Genomic DNA, 25,441 nt, shown 5'->3' on the forward strand with positions numbered 1-25,441 from the left:
ACCCCCTTTCAGGTTTAACCCTTTGTTCCCGAATCGGATGATATTGGAAACGTGATAATGAATTTGGCACCCTGACCGACTTCACTGTGACACTCAATAACTCCACCGAGCTTACGCGTTACAAGATTCCACACAATATGCATGCCGAGTCCAGAACCGCCACTCCCCATTTTTGTTGTAAAGAATGGTTCAAAAATCCGCTGCTTTTGCTCCGGTGTCATGCCTTTTCCGTTATCTTGATAGTCAATGCATATGTCTCCATTTGTACGACTCAAGAGAATTTTCACAACACCATTTTCCATTTCTTCAAAGCCATGTATCAATGAGTTGTTTATTAAATTAGACATAATCTGCATAATTACACCGGGATATGTCTTAACTATAGTTTCTTTAGCTTCTTCTGCGGCATGTAGTTCAATGGTGTGCGATGAATGTTTCCAACGTGGGCGTAAGCTTGCCAGTACCTTGCCCAGATACTCGTACAATGTGACTTCGCGTAACACTTCAGAAGTCTGATCCACAGCGACCTGCTTAAAGTTTTGCACCAAACTGGCAGCCCGACTTAGATTAGTGACGGCAGCGGCTAAACCTTCATCGGCAACCTGCATAAACTTTTCAAGCGTTGAACGTTTAAAACTTCCTGCCTTATATTCATTTTCAAGTGTGGCAAGGCGTTCTTGCAGGTAGGTTGTACTCGTCAAACCGATACCCAGCGGGGTGTTAATTTCATGAGCAATACCAGCCACCAACCCGCCGAGTGATGCTAGTTTTTCCGCTTCAATCAGCTGTTTATGTGCGGTTCGCAAATTCGTTAAAGATGTTTCCAGCTCTGCCGTACGTCGCTGTACCCGATCTTCCAATTCCTGATTTAGCGCGGCCAGTTCGGCCTGTGTATTTTTGAGATTTGTAACGTCGGTTATGAACCCTTCCACCACAGGCTCCTCTTCAGACTCTTTTACATAGCGCCCCCGCTCTAATACATTGCGTACTTTGCCGGAGGAAGACTGCAGACGATATTCAATAGAAAAATTATCACTGTGTTCAAGCTGTTCATCAATAGTCTTTCTGGCATTTTCTCTGTCTTCATTAACAATAAGTGATGAGAAAGAAACGCCTTCATCTTTCAGCAATTCTTCAGGGGAATAGCCTACAAGTTCCTTGCTTCCGTCACTTACGAAGCGCATAAGCCAATTGGAACCGAACACGCTTCTGTACGCCATCCCGGGCATATTTTTCAACAGAACAGAGAATTGCCTGCGACTTTTTCGCAACTCCTTTTCAACAATTCTTCGTCGTGCAATATGCATCATCTGAAGAAGGACAATAAGAAAAAGGACGCCGATTATGATTCCAACGATAATAATATATTTTCTGTAGACCGTAAAAAATGAAACGGGTCGTTCCAAGATAATACTCCCCTTAGGCAAGGAGTCTTCAGCAATATTCCATCGTTGCAGTTCTGGATAGCGAAACATGAACTTGTTTGCGCCAGCACGAATAACAGGAATACTGTTAACATCTGTTCCAGCCAGAATGCGCTTTGCCATCTTGGCCGCAGACTCTCCCTGAAAGTAGCCGCTGATCACATCTCCACCAATAACGCCCTTGCGTAAGTTGAACGCCAAAAGGCAGTACACCGGAATCGATAGACCTTCCGTAAGCAGGTCGCCGGCTTTTTCAAATGTTAAGAACTGTCCCCCGTTATCCCTGAAGTAGACCCCGAGCAGAACCGCGGTATCATCCCCTAGCGAGAGCAGCCTTTGATGCAAACGATCAATTGGTTCTTTAATATTGTGTTCAATGATTACACGTGATTCAAGATCCATAAGCTCTTTAAGAATGTACCTTCTCCAACTGTTACCTGTTTTTAAGTGGTCATTAATCACGAATATTTTTTTTATATTAGGATGGTTACGGAGCATTTGTTCCACGGTGGTTCGGGGTGAAGGCGCTTCCTCGATTCCGGTAAAAGATGAAACAGCCTTCAACATGTACGGCTCTAAATCCGCTACACCACAAAAGACCACGGGAATATCCGGCCATAAATCGTCACGATGAAAGCGCAAGAAGTCAAAAGCATAATTGTCTGAAGAAATTATGACGCTAAAAGAAATGCCCTTATAGCGTTCTGCAAGCAGCTTTTTGTAAGCAATAAAATATTCACGTGAGAATACCAGCTTGGCGTCCATATTTTCAATATGGAGTATCAAGTTGTTCTTTTCAGGCTCCAACACATTCTCAACGGCACGGGTCAGATTTTTTACCCATGTCATACGTTGGTGATATGAGTTTAACAGCAGAACATGCCGTGGTTCATTCTGCGCATGCAACGATGAAGGCAACATAACCAAAACAGTCCAGATCATTCCTAACAAAATCACGCTAACAGAGAGTTGGCATCGTTTCATTCCATTCTCCCTTACAATCTACGGTTCAGGCTATTACCAATGTACGTTATACACACAGGCATTACATTATTATAAAAATGAACCATCTTTCATTCTTCGCAAAATCGAATAGTAACATCTGATTCTACAATAAAAATATGTACACCAAATTACGTCGCAAAATCATACTATTCACTGTGATATAAAGAGGCGCGAGGGTAGAGTGGGATTGTACTTTTTCAGGGGGATTTCGTTAGAATTAATAGCATGGATATACTCTTCAGTAATCTTTGAGATAGCCGACTATGTTCGTTGTGGTTTGTGGGGGATAAGTGACAGCTTGAGGGCTGGGGGTGCTTTCAGGGGGTAGGTTTGCTGAACCGATGGGGATCCGTTCTGAAACTGGCTACTTGATGAGTGCGCTGAGAATTTTCTTTGGGCGGCTTTTTAATTAGCTGAAGAGGTTTGTTTTGTTCTGCGAACATGCTAACTTACTGTTATGGAACTTTGTGATGGACATCCGCAGCCAGCTTTTGGGCGAAAAGCTTTATACAGGCTTATTATTCGGAGACTTAACTTGATGACTTTTTTCAGATTATCATGGGGCACAGATGGGAGCACAAAGTGGAAATTGATGGCGTTCCTCAGGGGATAATGTAGTTGCTCAGCACGTATCCTTTTGGGAACAAAATTTGTGACGAACGCTGATTAATTTCACCAAAAAATAAAAAAAGCCCTGCAAGGCAGGGCTGAATATGCGTGGCGGAAGCGTATAGGAGTCGAACCTACCTAGGACATCACTGCCCTACACCGGTTTTGAAGACCGGACGCCACACCGGTGACGAAACGCTTCCATTAGCTAAGGTCTTTAACACTGGGCGTTCTAGCAAGAAACCTTCTTAGGTGCAAGATTAAGATGCTTTTAGTACAAAGTTCAATGTAAATTTAGAAAAAGAGCGTTTCTACCATTGTCAAATCGCGTTCTAGTAATTAGAAATATAAATTCGAGTAAGAAAATACATTTGAGCAAGTAAATTAATCCGATTCTAACTTCGGAGGGTAAAATACCTTGAACCAGTTTTCCCGGAACTTGATTCTCTGGGCTGTCATCTCTCTACTTATGGTAGTATTGTTTAACATGTTCAGCCAGCCTCAAAGCTCGCAGACAAAAGTCAGCTATACAAAATTTTTGGAGCTGGTGGATCGAGGCGACATTGCTGAAGTCTCAATCCAAGGACAAAAGCTTCTCGCTAAAGAACATGGCGGTACCGTTGTAAATACCTATGCGCCTGAAGATCCTAAGCTTGTAGATCGACTCGTAGGAAAAGGCATTGTTGTTAATGCTGAACCTGCAGAAGATTCCCCTTGGTACATGACCTTACTTGTATCTTGGTTCCCTATGTTACTTCTTATTGGTGTATGGATTTTCTTTATGCGCCAAATGCAAGGTGGCGGGGGAAAGGCCATGTCTTTCGGACGCTCCCGTGCAAGACTTATCTCACAAGAGCAGACAAAAGTTACTTTTGCTGATGTCGCCGGTGTAGATGAAGCTAAAGAAGAACTTAGCGAAGTCGTAGATTTTCTTTCCAACCCTAAGCGTTTTACCCGCCTTGGTGGACGTATCCCGAAAGGTGTTCTGCTTGTGGGCCCTCCGGGTACCGGTAAAACACTGCTTGCGCGTGCTGTTGCAGGTGAAGCAGGAGTTCCGTTTTTCTCCATTTCCGGTTCTGACTTTGTAGAAATGTTTGTAGGTGTTGGTGCTTCCCGCGTACGTGACCTGTTTGTTCAGGGTAAAAAGAATGCACCATGTCTTATTTTTATTGATGAAATTGACGCAGTAGGTCGTCAGCGTGGCGCAGGTTTGGGGGGCGGTCATGATGAACGTGAACAGACCCTTAACCAGTTGCTTGTAGAAATGGATGGTTTTGAGTCCAATGAAGGTGTTATCCTCATTGCCGCGACTAACCGTCCTGATGTGCTTGACCCTGCACTGCTTCGTCCGGGTCGTTTTGACCGTCAGGTAACAGTGCCTGTGCCGGACGTAAAAGGCCGCAAACGTATTTTGGAAGTGCATGCACGCCGTTCTCCGCTTGCTGCTGATGTGAATATGGAAACCATAGCGAAAGGCACTCCGGGCTTCTCCGGTGCTGATCTGGAAAACCTTGTTAACGAAGCGGCTCTTCAAGCTGCCAAAGAGAACAAAGACCAGATTAACATGTTCGATTTCGAACAGGCCAAAGATAAGCTCATTATGGGTAAAGAACGTCGCAGCATGGTTATGAGCGAAGATGAGAAGAAAATCACTGCGTTCCACGAAGGTGGTCATGCTCTGTGTGCGAAACTTCTTCCTAAAGCTGATCCTGTTCATAAAGTATCCATTATCCCTCGCGGACGTGCTCTTGGTGTGACCATGCAGCTTCCGGGTGAGGATAGGTATGGATATTCCCGCAGCTTCCTTGAAACCAATCTTGTGGTTCTTCTTGGTGGTCGAGTAGCCGAAGAAATTATTTTCGATGACATTACAACCGGTGCAGGCAACGATATCGAACGTGCTACTAAAATGGCTCGTAAGATGGTCTGCGAATGGGGTATGTCCGAAGCAATCGGCCCGCTCAATATCGGCGAACAGGGCGAAGAAGTTTTCATCGGCCGCGAATGGGCCCAGTCCCGTAACTTCAGTGATGAAACTGCACGCCTTGTGGACGCAGAGGTAAAACGTATTGTGGAAACCGCACGTTCTACCGCCCGTGAGCTTATCGAAGGCAATCTTGATGTTCTTCATAGAATTGCTGAATCATTGCTTGAGCGTGAAACAATCACCGGTGCAGATATTGATCTTCTGATTGAAGGCAAGGAACTTCCTCCTCAGGAAGACATGAATGGCAAGAATGTCGCTCCGGCAGAACATCCAGAGGATGCTCCGGATGCGTTTGCTAAGGCAGCAGCTGCATACAGAGAACAGCAACCTGACTCTACTGAGGATTCTGGTGAATTTATTCTAGGAACTGAAGAGCAGGAGCAGGAAGAAACTGCAACGGCTGCGGAACCGGAAGAGAAAAAAGCGCCGGAAGCAGCAACTGAATCTTCTGAAGAGAAAAAATAATAATGAACACCCCATTTTCCTGGGAAGTACGAGGGGGCAGGTCTATAGGCCCTGCCCCTTTTTGTATTTTCGGTATTGTGAATGTGACACCGGATTCGTTTCATGATGGTGGAGAGTATAATTCTGTTGCGGCGGGTATTGCCCATGCTCGAATGCAGGCCGCGGCAGGAGCTCATGTTCTGGATATAGGCGGAGAGTCTTCCCGTCCTTTTGCAGACCCTGTTTCTCTTGAAGAGGAGATCCGGCGCGTTCTCCCTATCGTTGAAGGTGTGCTTGAAGACTGTTCAGATGATGCGTTACCGTGGGCGGTTTCTGTGGATACCTATAAAGCTGGAACAGCCGCAGCAGTACTTGAAGCTGGAGCACATATTATCAACGATATTTCTGCCTTTGAATTTGAACCTGAGTTAAAGGACGTTGTTGCTCAGTACAAGCCTGGCTATGTTCTTATGCACAGTCAGGGAAAACCAGACAGCATGCAGGTCGCTCCAACGTATAATAACGTGATTGATGATATACTAGCTTTCTTTGACCGGAAGTTGAAAGAATTGACTGATGCAGGGTTGCCTGAATCTCGTATTATGATCGACCCAGGGGTCGGCTTTGGGAAAACGTTAGAGCATAACCTGACTATTTTACAGAATATTGACCGATTCAAGAGACTTGGATTACCGGTTATGGCCGGTATTTCAAACAAATCCATGTTTGAAAAAGTTTGCGGAGCGCCTATTGGTGAACGTGAAAACTGTACACAGGCGACAACGGCAATTCTTGCGTATCGAGGCGTTGAAGTGCACAGAGTACACAACGTAGCTAAAACGCATGAAACGCTTTTACTTGCAGAAGCACTGCGTAGCTAGAGGTAGGAATATAGCGTGATTTCAGTGGAGACATTGGAATATTTAAGCATAACATGGCGTGATGCTTTTGATATCGCTCTCGTAACTTTCTTGTTCTATCAAGTGATGATAGTAATTAGAGGTACACGGGCGGTATCATCAATCTATGGCCTGTTGCTGCTTATCGCTGTCTTTGCTTTTTCAGAATATTTTGGTTTTTATACTCTGCATTGGATATTACAGCAGTTTCTTGGTTCCTTCTTTCTTGTTGTTGTTATCCTCTTTCAGGATGATATCAGGCGCGGACTTTCTAATATGGGAGCACGCAGCTTTTTTAAAAAGGTTGAAGTTGCAGACTCGTTTCTTGATGAAATCGTCGGCGCTGCCATGAATATGGGTAAGCGTCGTGTCGGTGCACTGATAGTGCTAGAGCATCATGTTCCTTTGGGAGATGTGGTTCAACGCGGTGTAGTGATAGATTCTGCTGTGTCAAAAGAATTACTGGTAACAATTTTTCAGGTGAAGACGCCACTCCACGACGGTGCCGTTATTCTTCGTCGTGGTCGTATAGCTGCTGCAGGCTGTATCCTCCCTCTTGCCGTTGGCGAACAAGACAGGCCGGAATACGGAACACGGCATAGAGCAGGGATTGGCATAACAGAACAAACTGATGCTGTTGCTGTGGTTGTTTCTGAAGAACGTGGTGATGTCACTGTTGCTGTGAACGGAAGGTTAACAAGCAATCTTGATAGGACTCGTCTAAAACGTGTATTGCGCAACCTGTTGGGACGGTAATTAATGGGTGTGAGTTGGCGTCACTTACTTTTGGCTTTTGTTATGGCTTCCTGTTTATGGGTAGTTATTTCTGGCCGTGAGCAAGTTGAAATTTGGGGCAAAGCATCTGTAGAATTAAAAGGGATGCCCAATGACTTGACGTTACTCAGTGGCCTACCTCCGGAAATCGAAATTCGAGTTCGTGGACCAAAAGGTTTGATGCGAACGATCACAGATAAACAGTTGACCTATGTTTTAGATCTTTCCAAGGTGCGTCCGGGGTTGAATGTTTTACCGGTTCAATCCGGTGGCATCCGGCTCGGGAAAGCATTTGATGTAGTCGAGGTCCGTCCGTCGCGCCTTACCTTGGAAGTTGATAAGCTTATTAAAAAGAAATTACCGGTAGTGCCGCGCTGGACAGGAGAGCTCCCTACTGACTTGTTTGTGGAGTCTGCCTCTGTGAAACCGCAATATGTTACGGTGCAGGGACCCGATTCTGAACTTGTGACACTTAGTGGTGTTGAAGCCGTCACTCCGGCACCTGTCATCAAAGGACCTGGAAGTGTGACACTCGAAGGTACTGTTTCCTTATCACTACGGGCTAAGGCCACTCCTCCACTTGTCGAGGTGACGTATATTTTGGGGATGCTCTACCAAAAAAGAACTATTATACGGAATGTGATCGTGATCCCTAGAGCTGGGTTGGACATTTCGTTAAACCGTACTGCTGTAAAGCTGATGATAGAAGTGCCTGATTCTATGAAAGACAATAGCGCTCTTATCGATACAATCAGGGTCATTCTGGAACTACCGGAAGATATTACTCCCGGAGAACATCAGCTTCCTTACCGTCTGGAATTACCGGATAAGATAAAGGTTACCAGCACAGAGCCTGAGACCTTAACCGTTACTGTTTCGAAGAAATAAAATAATACGACAGTGCCTCTCAACCTCCTCCTTTCGTTGATATGTACGCAGTTCTGCGTTACTTGAATGTAATCAGAACGTTGTGACAATGAGCTTTTTCTGGTTATCGCCATAGATGACATGCGTACACAGTGTGTAATTACAAGTTGAATTAAATAAAAAACTGGAGCTTCCATGGGAAGACGTTTGTTTGGAACGGATGGCATGCGTGGTACTGTGAATCAGTACCCAATGGTTCCGGAAGTCGCTATGCGCTTGGGACTTGCTGCAGGAACTGCTTTCCGAACTGAAACTGGACGAAATAGAGTAGTTATCGGTAAGGATACCCGCCTTTCCGGATATGTTTTTGAAAATGCACTTACAGCAGGTTTTTGTGCTGCAGGTATGGATGTATACCTAGTAGGTCCTATGGCAACTCCTGCCATCGCATTTCTTACAAGAAATATGCGCGCGACCATGGGCGTAGTTATTTCTGCATCGCACAATCCGTACCATGATAACGGAATTAAATTTTTCAATGATCGCGGCTATAAAATTGCTGACTCCGTTGAGGATTCCATTACAGAAATGGTACTTAACCCCGATCATCAGTGGGACTATCCTGCTCCGGATAAGGTCGGTCGTGCTAAACGAATTGAAGATGCAGTAGGCCGTTATATTGTTTATTTGAAGAATAGTTTTCCTACAGATCTTTCTTTGGAAGGTCTGCGCATTGTTCTTGATTGCTCTAACGGGGCAAATTATAAAGTTGCACCGTTGGTTCTTGAAGAGTTAGGTGCCGAAGTAGTACCTATTGGTGTGAATCCAAACGGGGTTAACATCAATAAGGGCTGTGGTTCTCTCTACCCTGAAGTTATGGCGCAAAAGGTTCGTGAAGGGCACGCCGATATCGGGCTTGCTCTTGATGGTGATGCTGACAGACTGATAGTTTGTGATGAGCACGGAACAGTGCTTGATGGCGACCAGATTATGGCAATTTGCGCTAAGGATATGATGTCATCCGGTGCTCTTGTTAATAATACTCTTGTTTCCACTGTGATGAGTAACATGGCATTGGAAGTATTTATGCGTGAGAACGGCGGCCATTTACTGCGGACTCCTGTTGGTGATCGCCATGTTGTGGAAGCTATGCGTAAGACGCAGGCAACTATGGGAGGCGAGCAGTCTGGTCATTTGGTCTTTATGGACTACGGCACAACGGGCGATGGTTTGCTCGCAGGGCTTCAGCTGCTTCGCATTATGCGCCAACAAGATAAGCCTCTTTCTAATCTTGCCGGTCTGCTTGAACTGTATCCTCAAGAGTTAATTAATGTTCGTGTTGAACGTAAAATTCCTTTTGAAGAATGTCCGGCTTTGCTTGAAGATGTACAAAAAGCAGAGAAAGAACTGGGTGACAAGGGGCGTGTGTTATTACGTTATTCAGGCACAGAGTCTTTATGTCGGGTGATGGTCGAAGGTGAAGATGATGAGCAGGTTAAACGCCTTGCTTCGTATCTTGCTGAGTCTGCACAAAAGAATTTAGTATAGTTGGAATTAGTTATGAATATTCGCAAAGTAGTTGTCCCTGTTGCCGGTTGGGGAACCCGTTCTCTTCCTGCGTCCAAGAATATCCCAAAAGAAATGTTGCCTATCTATAATAAGCCTGTTGTGCAGTACATTGTGGAAGAGGCTATTAGTTCAGGTCTTGCTGATGTTATTTTTGTTACCAACCGCGAAAAGAAAGTTATTGAAGATCACTTTGATAAAAACCTTCAACTCGAAAGTTTATTAAAACGTGCGGGAAAAGATGAGTTGCTTCGTGTTGTGCAAGAAGTGGCATGCATGGCGAACATTATTTCTATTCGCCAGAAGGAACAACTCGGATTGGGACATGCCGTATTATGCGCAAAAGATCTCATTAATGAAGACGCATTTGGTGTAATGCTTGGCGATGATCTTATATTTGGAATGGAGCCGGGATTAAAGCAGCTTATTCAGGTTGCAGCAGCAGAGCGTTTACCTGTTGTCGGCGTAATGGAAGTTGAAGCAGATAAAGTAGATCGTTACGGCATTGTTGCCGGTGATGAAATTTCTCCGGGTACATACCGGGTAACAGATCTTGTTGAAAAGCCGGCGATTCAGGATGCTCCATCACGTCTGGCAATTGTAGGGCGTTACGTACTAACTCCGGACATTTTTCCTGCTCTTGAAGATACTAAAGCAGGTGCAGGCGGAGAAATTCAGTTAACAGATGCGTTACGTACTATTGCTAAAGAGCGCGGCCTGTTGGCTGTAAAAATGCGCGGTATGCGTTTTGATGCTGGTGACTGGGCAGAATATCTTACTGCTAACATCTATTTTGCCTTGCAGGATGACGCTATTCGTGATGATCTTATCAAGCACTTAAAGCCACTTTTGCCTTAAGGAATGTGGTCGAGTAAGAATTCAAAAAGGTGGTCGTATGATCGCCTTTTTTACTTTCAGGAAAATATACAATGCTAGCGATTTCTCTTTTAACTCCTCCGTATGCGACGTTGAGCTATGCCACTCCGGCGTGGCTTGATGTTTCTGCATGGAAATGCGGGCAGCGTGTGATCGTTCCGTTAGGTAAGGGGGGGATGCTTCGGGCTGGAATTGTTGTTTCTGTAGATGATGACAGCTCTGTGAAGGAAGGCGTTGTCTTGAAAGAATGCCTATGGCCTGCTGAACGTGAGCCGTTGTTGCGACCAGAGTATCTTGGGATGGTCAAGCAGCTTGCCCTGCGGCATATGGTTACAGAGGGCGAAGTGCTTGGCGGATTATTACCGGCTGGTCTCCGAACCTCAAAGATTCGATTGCGGATATTAGACGGGGGAAAACCTAGAACTGTTTCTATGCGTGATCTTGCTGGCATGTCAGCTGAAGAACGTTCTAGAGTAGGTGCGTTGTGGGCTGGTAATGCTGTGGAGATACTGGATAGTACTTTTGATGCGGAAGAACAGGAACTATGTACCTTGCTTGTTGATCCTCCATGGTCAGTACGTCCATCTGCAAAACGTCAGATTGAAGTTCTGGAGTATTTGCATGATAAGGGGATGCTCTCTCGAACCCGCTTGTTGCAAGAGCTTGGCTCAGGCATTTCTGCTGCGTTGAACACGCTCGCCGAACGGGGGCTGGTGCGCATTGGTCCTCGAGAAGGGGGAACGTGCGAAAGTTGTGAGGATGAATCTAACGAGTGTTCGTTTGATTTTGGTGAGGGTTTTACCTTATTGCCAGAACAACAGGTTGCATTTGATGACTTCAGCGCGTTACTGCATGACGAAACTCCAAAGTCTGCTTTATTATATGGCATTACAGGAAGCGGTAAGACTGTTGTGTATCTGGAACTGGCCGCGGAAGCTTTGGCAAAAGGGCTGTCTGTAATGCTTCTTGCACCGGAAGTTGCGCTGGCCTGTAAATTGGATAGTGCCGTCCGGAAACGTTTCTCGTCTCAGGAATGTTTCTTTTATAACGGGTATCAATCTCCGACAGAACGTGAGAAGACATTCCGGTTATTGGCAAAACGGACGACTCCTTGTGTTATTGTGGGTACTCGTTCTGCACTTTTTTTACCTTCACCGAGATTAGGATTGATTGTTCTGGATGAAGAGCATGACACTTCATTTAAACAGGATGAGGGGCTTGTATATCAGGCCAAAGAGGTTGCGCATTATCGTGTGCAGCAGAGTAACGGATTGTTATTGCTAGGTTCTGCAACGCCTGATGTAAAAACATTTCATGCTGTACAGCAGCAAGCTGTTTCAATGGGGGTAATGAAGGAACGAGCCGGTGAGGGCAAGCTTCCTGAAGTTTCACTGTTGAATATTAAAAACATGAAGCGTTCAGACGGAATTCTTGCTGCAGAATGCAAAAAGCAGATTAGAGAAACCGTAGAACGTGGCGAGCAGGTTGTTATTTTATTGAACCGTCGAGGGTATGCTCCCCTGATGTATTGTCTTGATTGCGGACATGTCGCACGGTGCCCGCACTGTGAAGTCGGACTTACGTATCATAAGGGACGTGAACGTCTGATTTGCCATTACTGCGGGTATTCAGTTTCGTATCCTGTTGTGTGCTCTAAATGTAAAGGACTTCACTATCTTCCCATGGGGGAAGGGACAGAAAAGCTTGAAGAAAATCTGATAGAAATTCTTCCGCCTGATACAAAAATTTTACGTCTGGATAGAGATTCAACACGTCGTCCCGGAAAAATGCAGCGTATTCTTGATGCATTTGCAAATCAGGAGGCGCAGGTTCTGGTCGGAACACAGATGTTGTCTAAAGGGCATCATTTCCCGAATGTAACACTTGCTGTTGTAGCTGATGGCGACCTCGGGCTGAATCTTCCCGACTATCGTGCTGCGGAACGTACATTTCAGTTGCTTGTTCAAGCTTCAGGGCGTGCAGGCCGTGGTGAGAAAGCGGGCCGTGTACTTATCCAGACGCGGGACCCCGGGCACTACTGTTGGCAGTTTGTCGGTAGTGCAGATTATGATGGATTTTATGCAGAGGAAATCGAGCGAAGACGTAAACGGAAATACCCCCCATTCGTAAAATTAGCGCTTATCCGAGCCAGCTATCCGTTGGACTGGAATAAAGGAATGGAGTGGGTTGAAACGTTAACTGAAGTCGCAAGAGCTCTTGGTAAAGAACATGATGTGCGAGTGTTGGGGCATACTCCATCACCACTCCCAGTTTTGCGCGGTAGAAAGCGTTTCCAGTGGACGTTAAAGTCTGATGACTGGATAAGCATACGTACGCTGTATTATGCGATGCGTAATGCGGTACCGCGCGGTTCAAAGCTTAGGCTTTCTTTGGATATAGATCCTGTGAATATGTTGTGAGGAGCTAAGTATGATCTATGTTGTATCTGCCTGTGCTGCATGTCCTTTTTATCTTTCAGATAATGGCGGCAACTGTAGCGGGCGTTTCCCGGAATTAAAACAGGTGGATGTTGATCCCGAATCAACAAAACCGGAATGGTGTCCTGTAAGCAGTTCTGCACTACGCGTAACAGAAGCTGCATCAAATAATTCCGGTTTTCCGGCGATTCCGGTTACCGAGTGCAATGATTGCCCGTTCTATTTTCAGAATGAAAAGCGTCGTTGTAATATCGCGAACCCCAAGGGACGCCCGATCTTAGCAGAATGCGAGCGCCCTGTTTGGTGTGTGTTGCGTAAAGAAATGGTTCTTATTAAAGGGAAGTAATAGAAATAAAGAAAGGTACTTGTAAAAAAGCGGGGGAGTAGATTCCCCGCTTTTTTACATGGCGTTGCACGCTGTAAGACAGGGCCTGTTCGAGGGAAAAGAACTGATTATGTGTTACAGTATACTTATTTTATTACATAAAATAGCTTAGGCGCAGTGCGGTGAGTTAACATAAATATCTAAAAAATGTTGCCAAGTGCGAGTGTTACTATTATAGACCCTGTAATTTAATTTTTTGAGTGAGTGGCAGTAATGGCAGAGGGGCCCTGCGACTTGCTCTTTTTGTATGCCTTGAGGGGAAACACTGTTCAGGTTTTCTATCTATTTGAAAAAACTGAACAGGGTGCTGAACAGGCACTTACAGGCATGCCAACCACGAATTCGAGGGGAAAATAATGAAGCGACATTTCCTGTCTATTGTTGCGTCCTGCGTATTGTTGTTAGCTGTTGCAACTTCAGCTTCTGCAGCGGGATTTGCATTGTATGAATGGAGTGCCCGAGGCAACGCGCTTGGCGGTACTCTTGTTGGTCGTGCAGATGATCCTTCTGCTGTAGCGTATAACCCTGCCGGTATTACACAACTTGAAGGAACTCAACTCGCAGTTGGTGTTTCTCTTGCTTCTCCGTATTCAGAGGTGGTTACAACAGCTCCTTCTGGAGCAACCACAACAACGGATAGTGAAAGTGCAATATTTGCTATTCCGCATTTCTACGTTACGCACAAAATTAACGACAAATGGGCTATCGGTTTTGGTGAATTTTCACGTTTTGGTCTTGGCTTTTTGTATGACAAAGATGAATTTCCAGGTGCGTCCAATGTTTACGATGCTAAGATTCAGACTATCTCATTGAACCCGAACGTTGCATACAAAATTACTGATCGTCTTTCAGCGGCAGTCGGTATTGAATATGTGTATGTTGATGTAGCTATTAAGAAAAATTATTTGCTTGGAACGTCTAAGCTTAATGGTAGTGGCGATGGTATTGCGATGACTGCAGGCCTTCACTACAAGTTGGATAACTGGCGTTTTGGTGTGGGCTACCATAGTCAGGCTAAGGTTGATGCCTCTGGTGATACTAAGATTTCGGGGGCAAATCCTGCGCTTGTAGCAGCATATGGTGCGTTACCTGACGGTAAGTACGATACAAAAGCCTCAATCGTGCTTCCGGATATGATCAGCTTTGGTATTACGTACTATCCGATTGAAGAGCTGAGTATTGAATTTGCCGCTATAAACACTCGTTGGTCTACCTACAGGAACTTTGACCTCACTCTGGATACTCCGGTAGGTGACAAAGTAATTGAGCAGCCAAAAGACTGGAATGATGTATGGCGTCTTAGCCTTGGTGCTGAATATGCTATTAATGACAACTGGACTATTCGTGGAAGCTATTCCTATGATGAAGCACCAGAAGATGCTAAATACGTTGACTACATGATTCCTGCTGCAGATCGTCACCTTTTCGGTGCTGGTGTTGGGTACAAAATTGATAACTGGACTATCGACCTTGCATATACCTACATTCTTGCAGAGGGTGTGGATTACGATGACTCTGTTGCCAGTGGTGTTACCGATGGTAAATCAAAAAATGGTGTAACGCATATGGGCGCTCTCACTGTTGGATACGCATTTTAGCTGCGATAGAAAGATAGTTACTGTTCGCTATCTATAGTTGCAATGATGACCGGCTCGGGGTAATTCCTGAGCCGGTTTTGTTTTTATAAAGAGGTAACCGAATATGCATATTGTACTGTTTGAACCGGAAATTCCGCCAAATACCGGCAACATAGCCAGATTGTGTGCGGCGACTGCAACTGATCTGCATTTGATTGAACCACTCGGCTTCAGCCTTGAAGATAAATATTTAAAACGGGCAGGGCTGGATTACTGGCCTTATGTGTCTGTTTTTGTATGGCCTGACTGGGAAGCGTATATTGAAGCTGCCGGGCATAACCATAGGCATGTTATGGCAAGTTCTAAACGGGGTGTGGCTGTACATGAAGTGGCGTATGATTCGAATGACGCCCTCGTGTTTGGTCCTGAAACTCGAGGATTGCCTAATGATTTGATGGATAAGTATACGGATCATGTACGTATTCCGATGTGGGGTAAGGTGCGTAGCCTTAACCTTTCAACAGCCGTAGGCATTGTTCTGTATCAGGCGTATGCTGCAACTGGAGTTTTAAACGGAAAGTAGGTGTGTATGGAACTTTTCTGGATACCGCTGGCTGCGTTCGTTATTGATGCTATATTTGCTGATCCGAGTTTTTTCCCGCACCCTGTACAGCTGATAGGTCGCTTTCTGGATAAATTGGAAAAAAAAGCGCGTAAAAATTTTTCTAACAGGTTGGGCGGTGTATTATCACTGTTAATCTTGTTACTTTTAGTATTCATAATTGTGAATACTTGTATCAGTATTCCATATGCTGGATGGGTTTTCGCCCTGTACTTTGCATGGTCTGGCCTTGCCCTCGGCAGCTTGCTGAATGAAGGAACAAAGGCTGTGCAGGCTGTCTCTTCCGGTTCTCTTAAAGAAGGCCGCAAGGCTGTCTCCATGCTTGTGAGCCGTGATGTTTCTGAGTGTTCTGAAGACGAGTTGTATAAAACACTTGCAGAGACCCTTTCCGAAAATTTTAATGATGGTATTATTGCCCCGTTTTTCTGGCTTGTTCTATCTGGTCCGGTTGGATTGTGGTTGTATAAGGCTACTTCAACTATGGATTCCATGTGGGGGTATAAGAATGAAAAATGGATTGATCTTGGATGGGCAGGCGCGAAGTTTGATGACCTGCTTGCATACTTACCTGCACGTTTTTCCGCAATGTTTCTTCAGAGTACAGCGAATTTGGCAGGCCTTGGCTCAGGAAGAGGTGTGTGGAACAGTGTTGCACAGGATGCGGCAAAAATGGAAAGTCCTAATGCAGGATGGCCAATGGCAATGGTCGCCCATCTATATGGTAATCCCATGGGGGGACGTGCCGTTTATTTTGGAAAAGAAAAACAAAAGCCTGTTCTTGGTTCCGGTAACACTGTTTGGGACAAGCATTCGTTAGTGCAGTTGATTAAGCATATTCGTCTTGCAGCTATTTTTGGTTGCGGGCTGCTCTGGCTGGTGGTTTCTCTTCTGCGCTTAGTTTTTTAGCTGCCAAGTTCTAGGTAACTAATAGAAATATAAAAAGGCTGTCCATGTTATGGGCAGCCTTTTTGATTGTATAGTCACAGTAGCAAACGGGGGGCAGGTTAAACAGCCTCTCCGGCAGCATTACCGGAAGCCCACGCCCAGTGAAGATTAAACCCCCCAAGGTCGCCTAGAACATCAAGCACTTCGCCCGTGAAGTATAGTCCTGTACAGAGTTTGCTCTCCATAGTTTTCGATGACACTGTGTTGGTATCGACACCACCGCCTGTTGCTTCAGCTTTTTTTATGCCCTCAGTTCCTGTGGGAATGACAGTAAATGCATGGATACAGGATCGCAGTTCCTGCATATCCTTTTTACTAAGTTGGGCAACTTGCTTCTCACCTAGTTCTTTTGGGATAAGGGCTGAGGCGAGACGTTCTGGAAAGTTGCGGTTAAGAACAGTTTTCAGCAATGGTTTTGGGCCGGCTTCTTCCAGAATATCATTAATGGATGTGTGGGGAAGAAAATCAATTTCTATTGCGTCCCCTTTTTTCCAATGTGCAGAAATTTGTAACACCACAGGGCCGCTGATTCCCTTGTGCGTAAAAAGCATGTTTTCTGTGTACTGTTTTTTATTGCAACGGATGGACACGGGCAGGGCAATGCCGGATAGGTTTTTGAGCTTCCAATTGGAAGGCATCATTAGTGGGACCAACGCCGGAAATGTCGGGATGATTTTGTGCCCGAACTGGCGCGCGAGCTTGTAGCCTGCATCGGTTGCGCCAACCTGAGGCCATGCGCTGCCGCCGAGGGCGACAATAAGTGACGGCGCATAATGTTGTGAGCTTGTTAACTGTACGTCAAAAAGGTCATCGTTTTTTTGTACATTTGTAATTTGTTCGGAAAAAATAAAGCGCACATTGTGTTCAAGACAATCGTTGTAAAGCGCTTCTGTAATATCTGCAGCACTGCGGGAGCAGAAAAGCTGGCTGTGTTCGCGCTCTTCCCACGGAATATTATGGAGAGAGAGGTATTCAACCATATGCCAGGGAGTAAAGCGCGCAAGTGCAGATTTGCAAAAATGTTTGTTTTTACAATGGTAGTTGGCAGCGCTTAAGTCTATATTAGTAAAGTTACATTTGCCACCACCAGCAATCAGAATTTTACGTCCGGCTTTGCGAGCATGGTCAACGACCAGAACTTTGCGGCCTCTTTTGGCAGCTGTGAGTGCAGCCCAGAGGCCGGAAGCGCCTGCTCCTAAGATTATTACGTCATGTTGATTCATGCGTGCTCCTGAAAATATGTGTTGTTACTGCTTACATGAAGCCAAAGGGACGTATACTGTTATGGTGTAATTGTCACGTTATCCTCTGAGGTGAGCACTATGCCGATTTATGAAAACACACTGTATCCGGCTCCGTTTTTTTTACCCGGTGGACATGCACAAACGTTATATCCTGCTTTATTCAGAACATTGGATTTACCCGCGTGTACTGTCCAACGGATTACTACGCCTGATAATGATTTTTTAGATGTAGATTTTCACTATGCAATTTTGGGATACCCCAGAAAACGTCTTGTAATCGTTTCTCACGGTCTGGAAGGCAATTCTAAACGTTCATATGTGAAAGGAATGGTTCGTGCCTTTGTGCGGGCAGGGTGGGATGCTGCTGCATGGAATTTTAGAGGATGTAGTGGCGCTCCTAACAGAACGCCTTATATGTACCATAGCGGTTCAACCGAAGACTTGCAGTGTGTTGTGAATTTTTGTGCAGGAAAGGGGTATGAGGAAATTGTTCTTGTGGGATTTAGCATGGGTGGAAATCAGATTCTAAAATATCTGGGAGATCCTGTTAGCAAAGTGCATTCAAGTATTCAGGCGGCAGTTGCCTTTTCTGTGCCATGTGACTTGATTGGCGCAGCAAAGGCTATGGATAGGCCTTCTAATTCCATCTACTTAAAAAACTTTATGCGCACGTTAAAAGATAAAATTGCGCAGAAGCATGAAGTGTTTCCGGAGTTGGTGGACATAACTAACTTGAATGATTTGAAAACATTTAAAGATTTTGATGAAGAATATACTGCACCGTGGTACGGGTTTAAAAATGCAATGGAATATTGGAAGGAAAGCTCAAGTGTGCAGTTCTTAGACAAGGTGCGTGTTCCGACACTAATGGTCAGTGCCCGAAACGACCCGTTCTTATGGCCGACTTGTTATCCAACGGGGCAGGCGCATAGGAGTAAGTCCCTGTATCTTGAAACTCCGGCTGATGGGGGACACATCGGGTTTGTAAGGATCGCGGATGATGATTACTATTGGTCTGAAATTCGTGCCGTAGAGTTCGTAGGCCAAGTTATGGGGCTGACATAGTAGGGGGAGTTTTTTCTTGAAAGAATAGGGAGTAACCCCTTGTGATTGCCCGAATGTAGAAACGCAACCTATAAGGTGTGAGCTATCCCTTTGCAACGGTTTGCCATAGCATAAAGAAAGCCGCGAAACGATCTGAACAACAGATTGCTTCACGGCTCTTTTTTATTGCTGGAAAAGTTGAATAGGGACGTTGTTACAACACGTCACTACTCTTTTTTCGAGAGGCTTATTGGTTTTCAGCTGCTTTCTTTTTGCGACCTGCAAGGCGATGACGGTTCTGGCCGGAAAGAATGTTTTTACGCAGACGAATGGATTCCGGAGTTACTTCTACACACTCATCTTCAGTAATGAAGTGGATAGCGCGTTCAAGAGTCATAGGACGAACTGGAGTAAGGGTTACTGCATCGTCTTTACCGGAAGCACGAACGTTCGTAAGTTTTTTACCTTTACAAGGGTTAACGTCGAGGTCGTTGTCACGGTTATGTTCGCCGATAATCATTCCTTCGTATACAGGAATGCCTGCATCGATGAAAATTTCACCACGTGGCTCTAAGTTAAAGAGTGCGTACGCAACGGACTGACCGGAACGGTCACAAACAAGAGAGCCTGTGTGACGGGTCGGGAATTCTCCACGGTATTCTTCGTAACCATCGAAGAGTGAGTTCATAATACCGGTACCTTTGGTGTCGGTAAGGAACTCATCACGGTAGCCGATGAGACCACGGGAAGGAATGGTGAATTCCATACGAACACGGCCTGTACCGTTGTTCACGAGGTTGGTCATGCGGCCTTTACGTGCGGAAAGTTTTTCAGTCACGATACCCATGAATACGTCATCACAGTCGATGAACAGTTTTTCCATTGGTTCGGAAAGCACGCCGTCAATTTCTTTGAAAATAACTTCAGGACGACCGATGGTGAGTTCGAAGCCTTCGCGACGCATTTGTTCAACGAGGATAGCCATCTGGAATTCACCACGGCCTTTAACGATGAAGCTGTCACGTTCGTCACTGTCTTCAACACGGATAGCTACGTTGAGCATGGTCTCGCGGGTCAGACGTTCACGAATTTTACTGGACTGAACGTGTTTGCCTTCAGTGCCTGCAAGTGGAGAAGAGTTGATGCTGAAACGCATAGAAACGGTTGGTTCGTCAACGTTGATGCGTTTGAGTGCTTTCGGTGCTTCTTTAGTACAGATAGTATCACCGATTTTTACATCTTCGATGCCGGAGATAACTACGATATCACCCGGAGAAGCTTCGCTTGCTTCAGCAAGTTTCAAGCCTTGGTAGGTTTGAATTTTAGAAACGCGAAGGCTGCGCGGGTTGTTGTCAGCACCGATACATGCCAGCTGATCATTGCTGTGAATGGTGCCGTGGAACACTCGACCTACTGCAAGACGACCAAGGTAGTCGGAGTAGGACAGGTCAGCTACAAGCATCTGGAAAGGCTGTTCAGGGTCATAGACCGGACCGGGAACTTCAGAAAGAATAACTTCAAACAGTGGGGTGAGGTCTTTCTGCTCTTCTTCAGGTGAGTTCATTGCAACGCCATCGCGGCCGACAGCGTAAAGAACTGGAAATTCGAGCTGATCGTCGTTTGCTTCAAGATCAATGAACAGGTCGTATACTTCGTCGAGCACTTCATCAATACGTGCGTCAGGACGGTCAATTTTGTTGATAACAACAATAACTTTGAGACCTGCCTCAAGAGTTTTCTTGAGTACGAAACGGGTCTGCGGAAGCGGGCCTTCCGATGCGTCAACGAGCAGAATAGCACCGTCAGCCATCGTGAGGGAACGTTCAACTTCACCACCAAAGTCGGCGTGACCAGGGGTGTCGATGATGTTAATTTTTGTTCCCTGCCAGGAGACAGCACAGTTTTTTGCAGCAATGGTAATACCACGCTCGCGTTCTAGATCCATGCTATCCATTACACGGTCATCAACTTCCTGGTTGGCACGGAAGATGCCACCCTGTTTAAACATAGCGTCAACAAGAGTTGTTTTGCCGTGGTCAACGTGTGCGATAATCGCAACGTTACGAATTGCATCGTTATGAGTGGTCTGAGTCACAAATAATTCCTTATATAATGCAAAAGTTCTTTTTTTGCTGCTGGTTGTGGCTGCAGGAAAACTTTTGCGGTTATGCGTTGTGTCGGAGGCATATACCTAAGCGCGAGAAAGGGCAAGCATTCAGGTGCTTGTTTTGCAGTTAATGTAACATGAGGGACGACTGAAGGCACGATAAATAGAGCACCGTGAGCTCTCTTGTAAAAAAAGAACTCACGGTGTTTTTATGTCAAAAAGATATCAATCTAATGAAATGCGGTTACGTTCCGATAAGGGGGTTGAGGCATCAGAAGTTCCCTTTGCACACGGTGTTGTCGGAAGTATTTAGGGTGGGGACAACTCGTGTTAGCACTGTTTGGCGATAATTGCCTGCAGCAGAGCAGAGAGGTTAGCACCGGCTTTGTTTGCTGTTCGGATAATTTCATCAAGTGGAACATCTTTCATGCAGTCGGGAAGGTTTTTGTTTGTCAGGCAGGACACTCCAAGAACTTTTAACCCGAGATGGCGCGCAGCAATGACTTCCATGACGGTAGACATACCTACTGCATCAGCGCCAAGGCGTTTGAACATACGGGTTTCAGCAGGTGTTTCCATCTGTGGCCCATGAACTCCTGCATAGATTCCTCGCTCGAGTCGAATGCCGAGCTTGGCAGCCTCTTCCATTGCACAGCTGATGAGCTGCGGGTCATATGCCTGACTCATGTCAGGAAAGCGTGGCCCCCATTCCTCAATATTGTGACCGGAAAGAGGTGTGCGTCCTGTAAAGTTGATGTGGTCTGTAATTGCCATGAGAGTGCCGGCATCCCATTGGGGAACAAGGCAGCCTGCGGCGTTGGTAGCAATGTATGTATCAATGCCAAGCGTGGCCATGACGCGGACACCCATACTTACTTCAGCGGGAGAATATCCTTCGTACAGGTGATTTCTTCCCTGTTGAATTACTACAGGAACATCGGCAAGGGTACCGAAAACAAATTGTCCTGCATGTGATTCCACTGTTGAATGTGGAAAATCAATGATGTCGTTGTAAGAAATGGTCTCGGTTACAGTAACCGCATTTACAAAATCACCAAGTCCAGTGCCGAGTGCAATGCCGATTTTGGGAGAAAGATCATTTTTAACAAGCTCTTTGATTGACTGTACGGCGTTATGTACTTTATTCAAACTTTGCATAACCTGCTATACCTATTGATTGATTGTAGGGAAACATGCCCCGTAATGGGTTTGACGGAGCATGATGCAGTCACATGTTGTGATAAAATATACGAACCCGTCTTTTACATAGGTTTAATATATGGATATTGCAACTCTTCTCGGGGTTATTGTTGGTTTTGCTCTTGTTACTGGCGCAATTTTTATGGGGGGGAGTGTTGGCGATTTTATTAACGTGCCGGGTGCGATGATTGTATTTGGTGGCTCCGGTGCTGCCATTTTTGTATCCTTTCCGTTAGAGGAAGTAGCGTTTGCTGTTGCGAGCGTTGTAAAGGTGTTTGCTTCCCGCCGTACCAAGGTTCCGGAAGTGGTTAACACAATGGTTCGTATCGCAGAAATCAGCCGTCGTGAGGGCTTGGTTGCTCTGGAAAATATTAAAACCGAAAGTCCTCTGCTTAAAAAAGCATGTCAGTTAATTTCTGATAATGCTGATCCAGATATTATTCATGACACATTAAAAATTGAGATTCTGTCTATGAAACGAAGACAGAATATCGCGATTGCTGTTTTTAACCGACTTGGAGCAGTTGCTCCGGCTTTCGGGATGATCGGTACGCTTATTGGTCTGGTTCAGATGCTTGCTCATCTGGACGATCCCTCCAGTATTGGGCCTGCAATGGCTGTTGCTTTGCTAACAACATTTTATGGTGCTCTGCTTGCTAACCTTCTGTTCCTGCCTATGGCGGGTAAGCTGAAGGCAAGAACTCTTCAGGAAGAAGTTCAACTTAATATTATTTTTGAAGGCGCCAAGTGTATTTTAGAAAATAACAACCCGCGCCTGGTGTATGAAAAATTAAGTTCATTCATCTCTCCGGAGGACAGAAAAAATGTTCGAAGATAGAGACGACTATGCGTTACAAGATGATATTGGTGACGACTCCGAAGCGGATACTTGGCTTACAACATTTGCAGATATGGTTACATTGTTGCTAGCTTTCTTTGTATTGCTTTTTTCCATGTCTGTTATTGACGAGAAACAGTTTACAGATTCTTTCTTAACCGTTCGCCAAGTGTTTGGTGGTGATGATCAAAACCTGCTTACTTCCCCTGTACGGCAGGATGATACGGCAATTTTAGAGTCCGTCCGTTTACAAAAGCAGCTCATTGAAGCACAACGTAAAGTATACTCAGACATGCGAACCTACCTGAACCAGAAAGGTATGGAAGGGCAGATTGGTTCTGTGTTTGATGAAGGCGTAATTACTCTGCGGCTTCCCTCGGCTGCCATGTTTGAAAATGGCAAGGTGACAATAAGCCCTGATGGCTATAAAATATTAGAAGAAATGCGCCAGTTGTTTTTGAAGAACAAGGATCAGGTCATCAATATCAAAGGATACACTGATGATGTGCAGCCTAGTCCTTCCAGCCGATATAGAGATAACTGGGAAATATCAGCATTGCGTGCAGTCAATGTTCTGCGTTACTATATTGAACATGGTATTGAGCCTCAGCGATTAACCGCAACGGGGCTTAGTGATCTTGATCCGCTTATGCCTAACATTAATGAAGCGAACAGAGCGCAGAACCGAAGAGTTGAATTTGTTTTTGAAAGACGGGTGGGCAAGTAGCCATGAGTAAACTTGATTTTACTATGCCAACAGGCAACGAGCGTCGCAGGGCCTTTCGAGCAAAGGCATATGGTATTGCGGTTACCTTTGAAGAGCAAAATGTGACTTGCGATATTCTGGACGTCAGTGTAACAGGGTTCGCGATAAAAAATGAGTCAGTATTCTTAAAAGAGGGCACTGAGTACTCTGTTTCTATTCTTGTTGCGGGGAAGGCCTACCTTTCCGATCTTACTTGCAGAGTAGTCAGAATACTTGATAATGGTATAATTGGCTGCGATTTCCGCACTCTTGATCGCAGACAGGAAGCACGGCTTGACAGGCTCGTGCTTGAATTACAAAAGCGAATGATCGCCAAGAAAAGAGAAAAATCTGCAGCTGATTAGGCTGCAAAAATCGAGGGTAATACGTGCAGAATACAAACCACAAGGTGCTGGTGGCGAACAGAGGGGAAATTGCCATCCGTATCATGCAGGCTTGTCAAAAGCTTGGATTAGGTTTTGTCTGTGTTTACACTGCAGAAGATAGTGCTTCAGGTCATGTTCGCATGGCTAAAGAGCATGGAGGCGAAAAAAGTCTCTACCGCGTTTCTTCCTATCAGGATGCAAACGAACTGTTAGCTGTGGCTGATGAATCAGGTGCGACTGCTATTCATCCGGGCTATGGCTTTTTTGCAGAGGACTATCGTTTTGCACGCCGTGTAACGCAGCGTGAAAAAAAACTTATTTTTATTGGCCCTTCATGGAGAATTATCCGCGAGTTGGGCGATAAAATTAATACAAAACGCCTTGCGCGAAGCTTGGAAGTACCAACCGTACCGGGCTCAGACCGTCCAGTGTACGATGAACTTGAAGCAGAAAAGATTGCTCGTCAGCTTTTCGAGTTTCAGGAAGAGCAGGGTATTGAACACCCTATGGTACTGGTAAAAGCATCCGCAGGTGGCGGCGGTATGGGTATTGAAGAGGTGTATGATATAGATCTCTTTAAATCTGTATATCGTCGTATCCGCAGCTATTCTCTTCGTCAGTTCAGTGACGAGGGTGTGCTTATCGAACAGCGCATCAAAGACTTCAACCACTTGGAAGTACAGATTGTGTCTGACCGTACTGGTAAAAATCCAGTACATTTCGGCACGCGTAACTGCTCCATCCAATCTACCGGTCTTCAAAAGCGCCTTGAAATTGCGCCGGGTTTTGACCCAAGCTCCATTAACTACACATTCGACGCCCAGAAAGTTCTGGACGATATTACCGAATACTCACTCGCTATGGCGCGCAAGGTAGGCTATGATAACGTAGGAACCTGGGAATGGATTGTGACCCGCGATGGTCGTCCGTTCCTCATGGAAGTTAACACCCGTATTCAGGTTGAAAACGGTGTGTCTGCCATGATTTCCCGCGTTAAAGGCGAAGCCGGTGTTGATCTTATTGCAGAGCAGATTCGAGTAGGTTTAGGGGAACCTCTTGGGTACGGTCAGGATGACATCACCTTTGATGGTGTTGGCATTGAATACCGCCTTATTGCAGAAAATCCGGAGATCAAATTTACTCCATGGGTTGGCTGTATTGAGGATTTTGGTTGGGATGAACATGACTGGCTTGAGATGCATTCCCATGTCCCTACGGATATTGCGTATGACATTCCAACCGAGTTTGACCCTAACCTTGCCCTTGCAATTATCTGGGGTAAAGACCTGTCTGAGGTAAAAAATAACGGTAAGAAATTCTTGGATGAATTGCGTCTCACAGGCCGTAATCTGAGTGGTGAATCACTCAAGTCCAACGTTAATTTCCTGCGTACTAAAACTGACGTAATTTTGAAGTTTTAGCACTGCTGCCGGAATACTCAGTAAAGCATTATCAACCC

The 25,441-nt window shown here is 45.4% G+C and carries 20 protein-coding genes and 1 tRNA gene; 16 read left to right on the forward strand and 5 right to left on the reverse strand.

Features of this window, described 5'->3' with window-relative positions:
* Nucleotides 1-14: 14 nt before the first annotated feature.
* Both F461_RS18715 and F461_RS0110985 read right to left on the reverse strand, forming a co-directional pair.
* On the reverse strand, nucleotides 15-2,408 hold the full coding sequence (locus F461_RS18715) for a sensor histidine kinase (RefSeq protein ID WP_020001210.1): 2,394 nt from the start codon (nucleotides 2,406-2,408) through the stop codon (nucleotides 15-17).
* Between the two features lie 739 nt (nucleotides 2,409-3,147).
* A tRNA-Sec gene (locus F461_RS0110985) sits at nucleotides 3,148-3,241 on the reverse strand.
* 215 nt (nucleotides 3,242-3,456) lie between these two features.
* On the opposite strand from F461_RS0110985, the gene ftsH reads away from it, so the two are divergent.
* The 11 genes from ftsH (at nucleotide 3,457) to cbiB (ending at nucleotide 16,379) form a co-directional block, all read left to right on the forward strand.
* Nucleotides 3,457-5,490, forward strand: a complete 2,034-nt coding sequence (gene ftsH / locus F461_RS0110990; RefSeq protein WP_020001211.1) for an ATP-dependent zinc metalloprotease FtsH — start codon at nucleotides 3,457-3,459, stop codon at nucleotides 5,488-5,490.
* A 2-nt stretch (nucleotides 5,491-5,492) separates the two neighbouring features.
* Nucleotides 5,493-6,350, forward strand: coding sequence for a dihydropteroate synthase (gene folP / locus F461_RS0110995; protein ID WP_020001212.1), 858 nt, complete (start codon nucleotides 5,493-5,495; stop codon nucleotides 6,348-6,350).
* Between the two features lie 15 nt (nucleotides 6,351-6,365).
* Nucleotides 6,366-7,124, forward strand: a complete 759-nt coding sequence (gene cdaA / locus F461_RS0111000; protein ID WP_020001213.1) for a diadenylate cyclase CdaA — start codon at nucleotides 6,366-6,368, stop codon at nucleotides 7,122-7,124.
* Between the two features lie 42 nt (nucleotides 7,125-7,166).
* Nucleotides 7,167-8,030 (forward strand): CdaR family protein, encoded by an 864-nt coding sequence (locus tag F461_RS18720; RefSeq protein ID WP_162139297.1) that lies wholly within the window; start codon nucleotides 7,167-7,169, stop codon nucleotides 8,028-8,030.
* 174 nt (nucleotides 8,031-8,204) lie between these two features.
* Nucleotides 8,205-9,557, forward strand: a complete 1,353-nt coding sequence (glmM, locus tag F461_RS0111010; protein WP_020001215.1) for a phosphoglucosamine mutase — start codon at nucleotides 8,205-8,207, stop codon at nucleotides 9,555-9,557.
* A gap of 12 nt (nucleotides 9,558-9,569) precedes the next feature.
* The gene (galU, locus tag F461_RS0111015; protein ID WP_020001216.1) at nucleotides 9,570-10,433 is read left to right on the forward strand and encodes a UTP--glucose-1-phosphate uridylyltransferase GalU; all 864 of its coding nucleotides are present in this window, start codon (nucleotides 9,570-9,572) and stop codon (nucleotides 10,431-10,433) included.
* A 71-nt stretch (nucleotides 10,434-10,504) separates the two neighbouring features.
* The gene (gene priA / locus F461_RS0111020) at nucleotides 10,505-12,871 is read left to right on the forward strand and encodes a replication restart helicase PriA (protein WP_020001217.1); all 2,367 of its coding nucleotides are present in this window, start codon (nucleotides 10,505-10,507) and stop codon (nucleotides 12,869-12,871) included.
* A gap of 10 nt (nucleotides 12,872-12,881) precedes the next feature.
* The gene (locus tag F461_RS17745) at nucleotides 12,882-13,235 is read left to right on the forward strand and encodes a hypothetical protein (RefSeq protein ID WP_020001218.1); all 354 of its coding nucleotides are present in this window, start codon (nucleotides 12,882-12,884) and stop codon (nucleotides 13,233-13,235) included.
* 395 nt (nucleotides 13,236-13,630) lie between these two features.
* Nucleotides 13,631-14,872, forward strand: coding sequence for an OmpP1/FadL family transporter (locus F461_RS0111035; RefSeq protein WP_020001219.1), 1,242 nt, complete (start codon nucleotides 13,631-13,633; stop codon nucleotides 14,870-14,872).
* Nucleotides 14,873-14,975: 103 nt separating this feature from the next.
* The gene (locus F461_RS0111040; RefSeq protein ID WP_020001220.1) at nucleotides 14,976-15,434 is read left to right on the forward strand and encodes a tRNA (cytidine(34)-2'-O)-methyltransferase; all 459 of its coding nucleotides are present in this window, start codon (nucleotides 14,976-14,978) and stop codon (nucleotides 15,432-15,434) included.
* Nucleotides 15,435-15,440: 6 nt separating this feature from the next.
* Nucleotides 15,441-16,379, forward strand: coding sequence for an adenosylcobinamide-phosphate synthase CbiB (cbiB, locus tag F461_RS0111045; protein WP_020001221.1), 939 nt, complete (start codon nucleotides 15,441-15,443; stop codon nucleotides 16,377-16,379).
* A 98-nt stretch (nucleotides 16,380-16,477) separates the two neighbouring features.
* Here the strand turns inward: cbiB and F461_RS0111050 are convergent, their stop codons facing one another.
* Nucleotides 16,478-17,641, reverse strand: coding sequence for a BaiN/RdsA family NAD(P)/FAD-dependent oxidoreductase (locus F461_RS0111050; RefSeq protein ID WP_020001222.1), 1,164 nt, complete (start codon nucleotides 17,639-17,641; stop codon nucleotides 16,478-16,480).
* A 99-nt stretch (nucleotides 17,642-17,740) separates the two neighbouring features.
* Here F461_RS0111050 and F461_RS0111055 point away from each other — a divergent pair, with 99 nt between their 5' ends.
* On the forward strand, nucleotides 17,741-18,727 hold the full coding sequence (locus F461_RS0111055) for a YheT family hydrolase (RefSeq protein ID WP_020001223.1): 987 nt from the start codon (nucleotides 17,741-17,743) through the stop codon (nucleotides 18,725-18,727).
* A 226-nt stretch (nucleotides 18,728-18,953) separates the two neighbouring features.
* Here F461_RS0111055 and typA read toward each other — a convergent pair whose 3' ends face one another.
* Together typA and F461_RS0111065 are read right to left on the reverse strand one after the other, a co-directional pair.
* Nucleotides 18,954-20,801, reverse strand: coding sequence for a translational GTPase TypA (gene typA, locus F461_RS0111060; protein WP_020001224.1), 1,848 nt, complete (start codon nucleotides 20,799-20,801; stop codon nucleotides 18,954-18,956).
* 342 nt (nucleotides 20,802-21,143) lie between these two features.
* The gene (locus tag F461_RS0111065) at nucleotides 21,144-21,971 is read right to left on the reverse strand and encodes a purine-nucleoside phosphorylase (protein WP_020001225.1); all 828 of its coding nucleotides are present in this window, start codon (nucleotides 21,969-21,971) and stop codon (nucleotides 21,144-21,146) included.
* A 121-nt stretch (nucleotides 21,972-22,092) separates the two neighbouring features.
* Between F461_RS0111065 and F461_RS0111070 the strand changes: the two genes are divergently transcribed.
* The 4 genes from F461_RS0111070 to F461_RS0111085 are packed head-to-tail and all read left to right on the forward strand — an operon-like array spanning nucleotide 22,093 to nucleotide 25,403.
* The gene (locus F461_RS0111070; protein ID WP_020001226.1) at nucleotides 22,093-22,851 is read left to right on the forward strand and encodes a motility protein A; all 759 of its coding nucleotides are present in this window, start codon (nucleotides 22,093-22,095) and stop codon (nucleotides 22,849-22,851) included.
* On the forward strand, nucleotides 22,838-23,578 hold the full coding sequence (locus F461_RS0111075; RefSeq protein WP_020001227.1) for an OmpA/MotB family protein: 741 nt from the start codon (nucleotides 22,838-22,840) through the stop codon (nucleotides 23,576-23,578). Before F461_RS0111070 ends, F461_RS0111075 begins: the two co-directional genes overlap by 14 nt.
* Nucleotides 23,579-23,580: 2 nt before the next feature.
* A complete protein-coding gene (locus F461_RS0111080) occupies nucleotides 23,581-23,961 on the forward strand; it encodes a PilZ domain-containing protein (protein ID WP_020001228.1) in 381 nt (126 codons plus the stop codon).
* Nucleotides 23,962-23,984: 23 nt separating this feature from the next.
* Nucleotides 23,985-25,403, forward strand: coding sequence for a biotin carboxylase N-terminal domain-containing protein (locus tag F461_RS0111085; protein WP_020001229.1), 1,419 nt, complete (start codon nucleotides 23,985-23,987; stop codon nucleotides 25,401-25,403).
* Nucleotides 25,404-25,441: the final 38 nt, after the last annotated feature.

This window comes from Halodesulfovibrio aestuarii DSM 17919 = ATCC 29578 (genome assembly GCF_000384815.1).
GTDB classification, from domain to species: Bacteria; Desulfobacterota; Desulfovibrionia; order Desulfovibrionales; family Desulfovibrionaceae; genus Halodesulfovibrio; species Halodesulfovibrio aestuarii.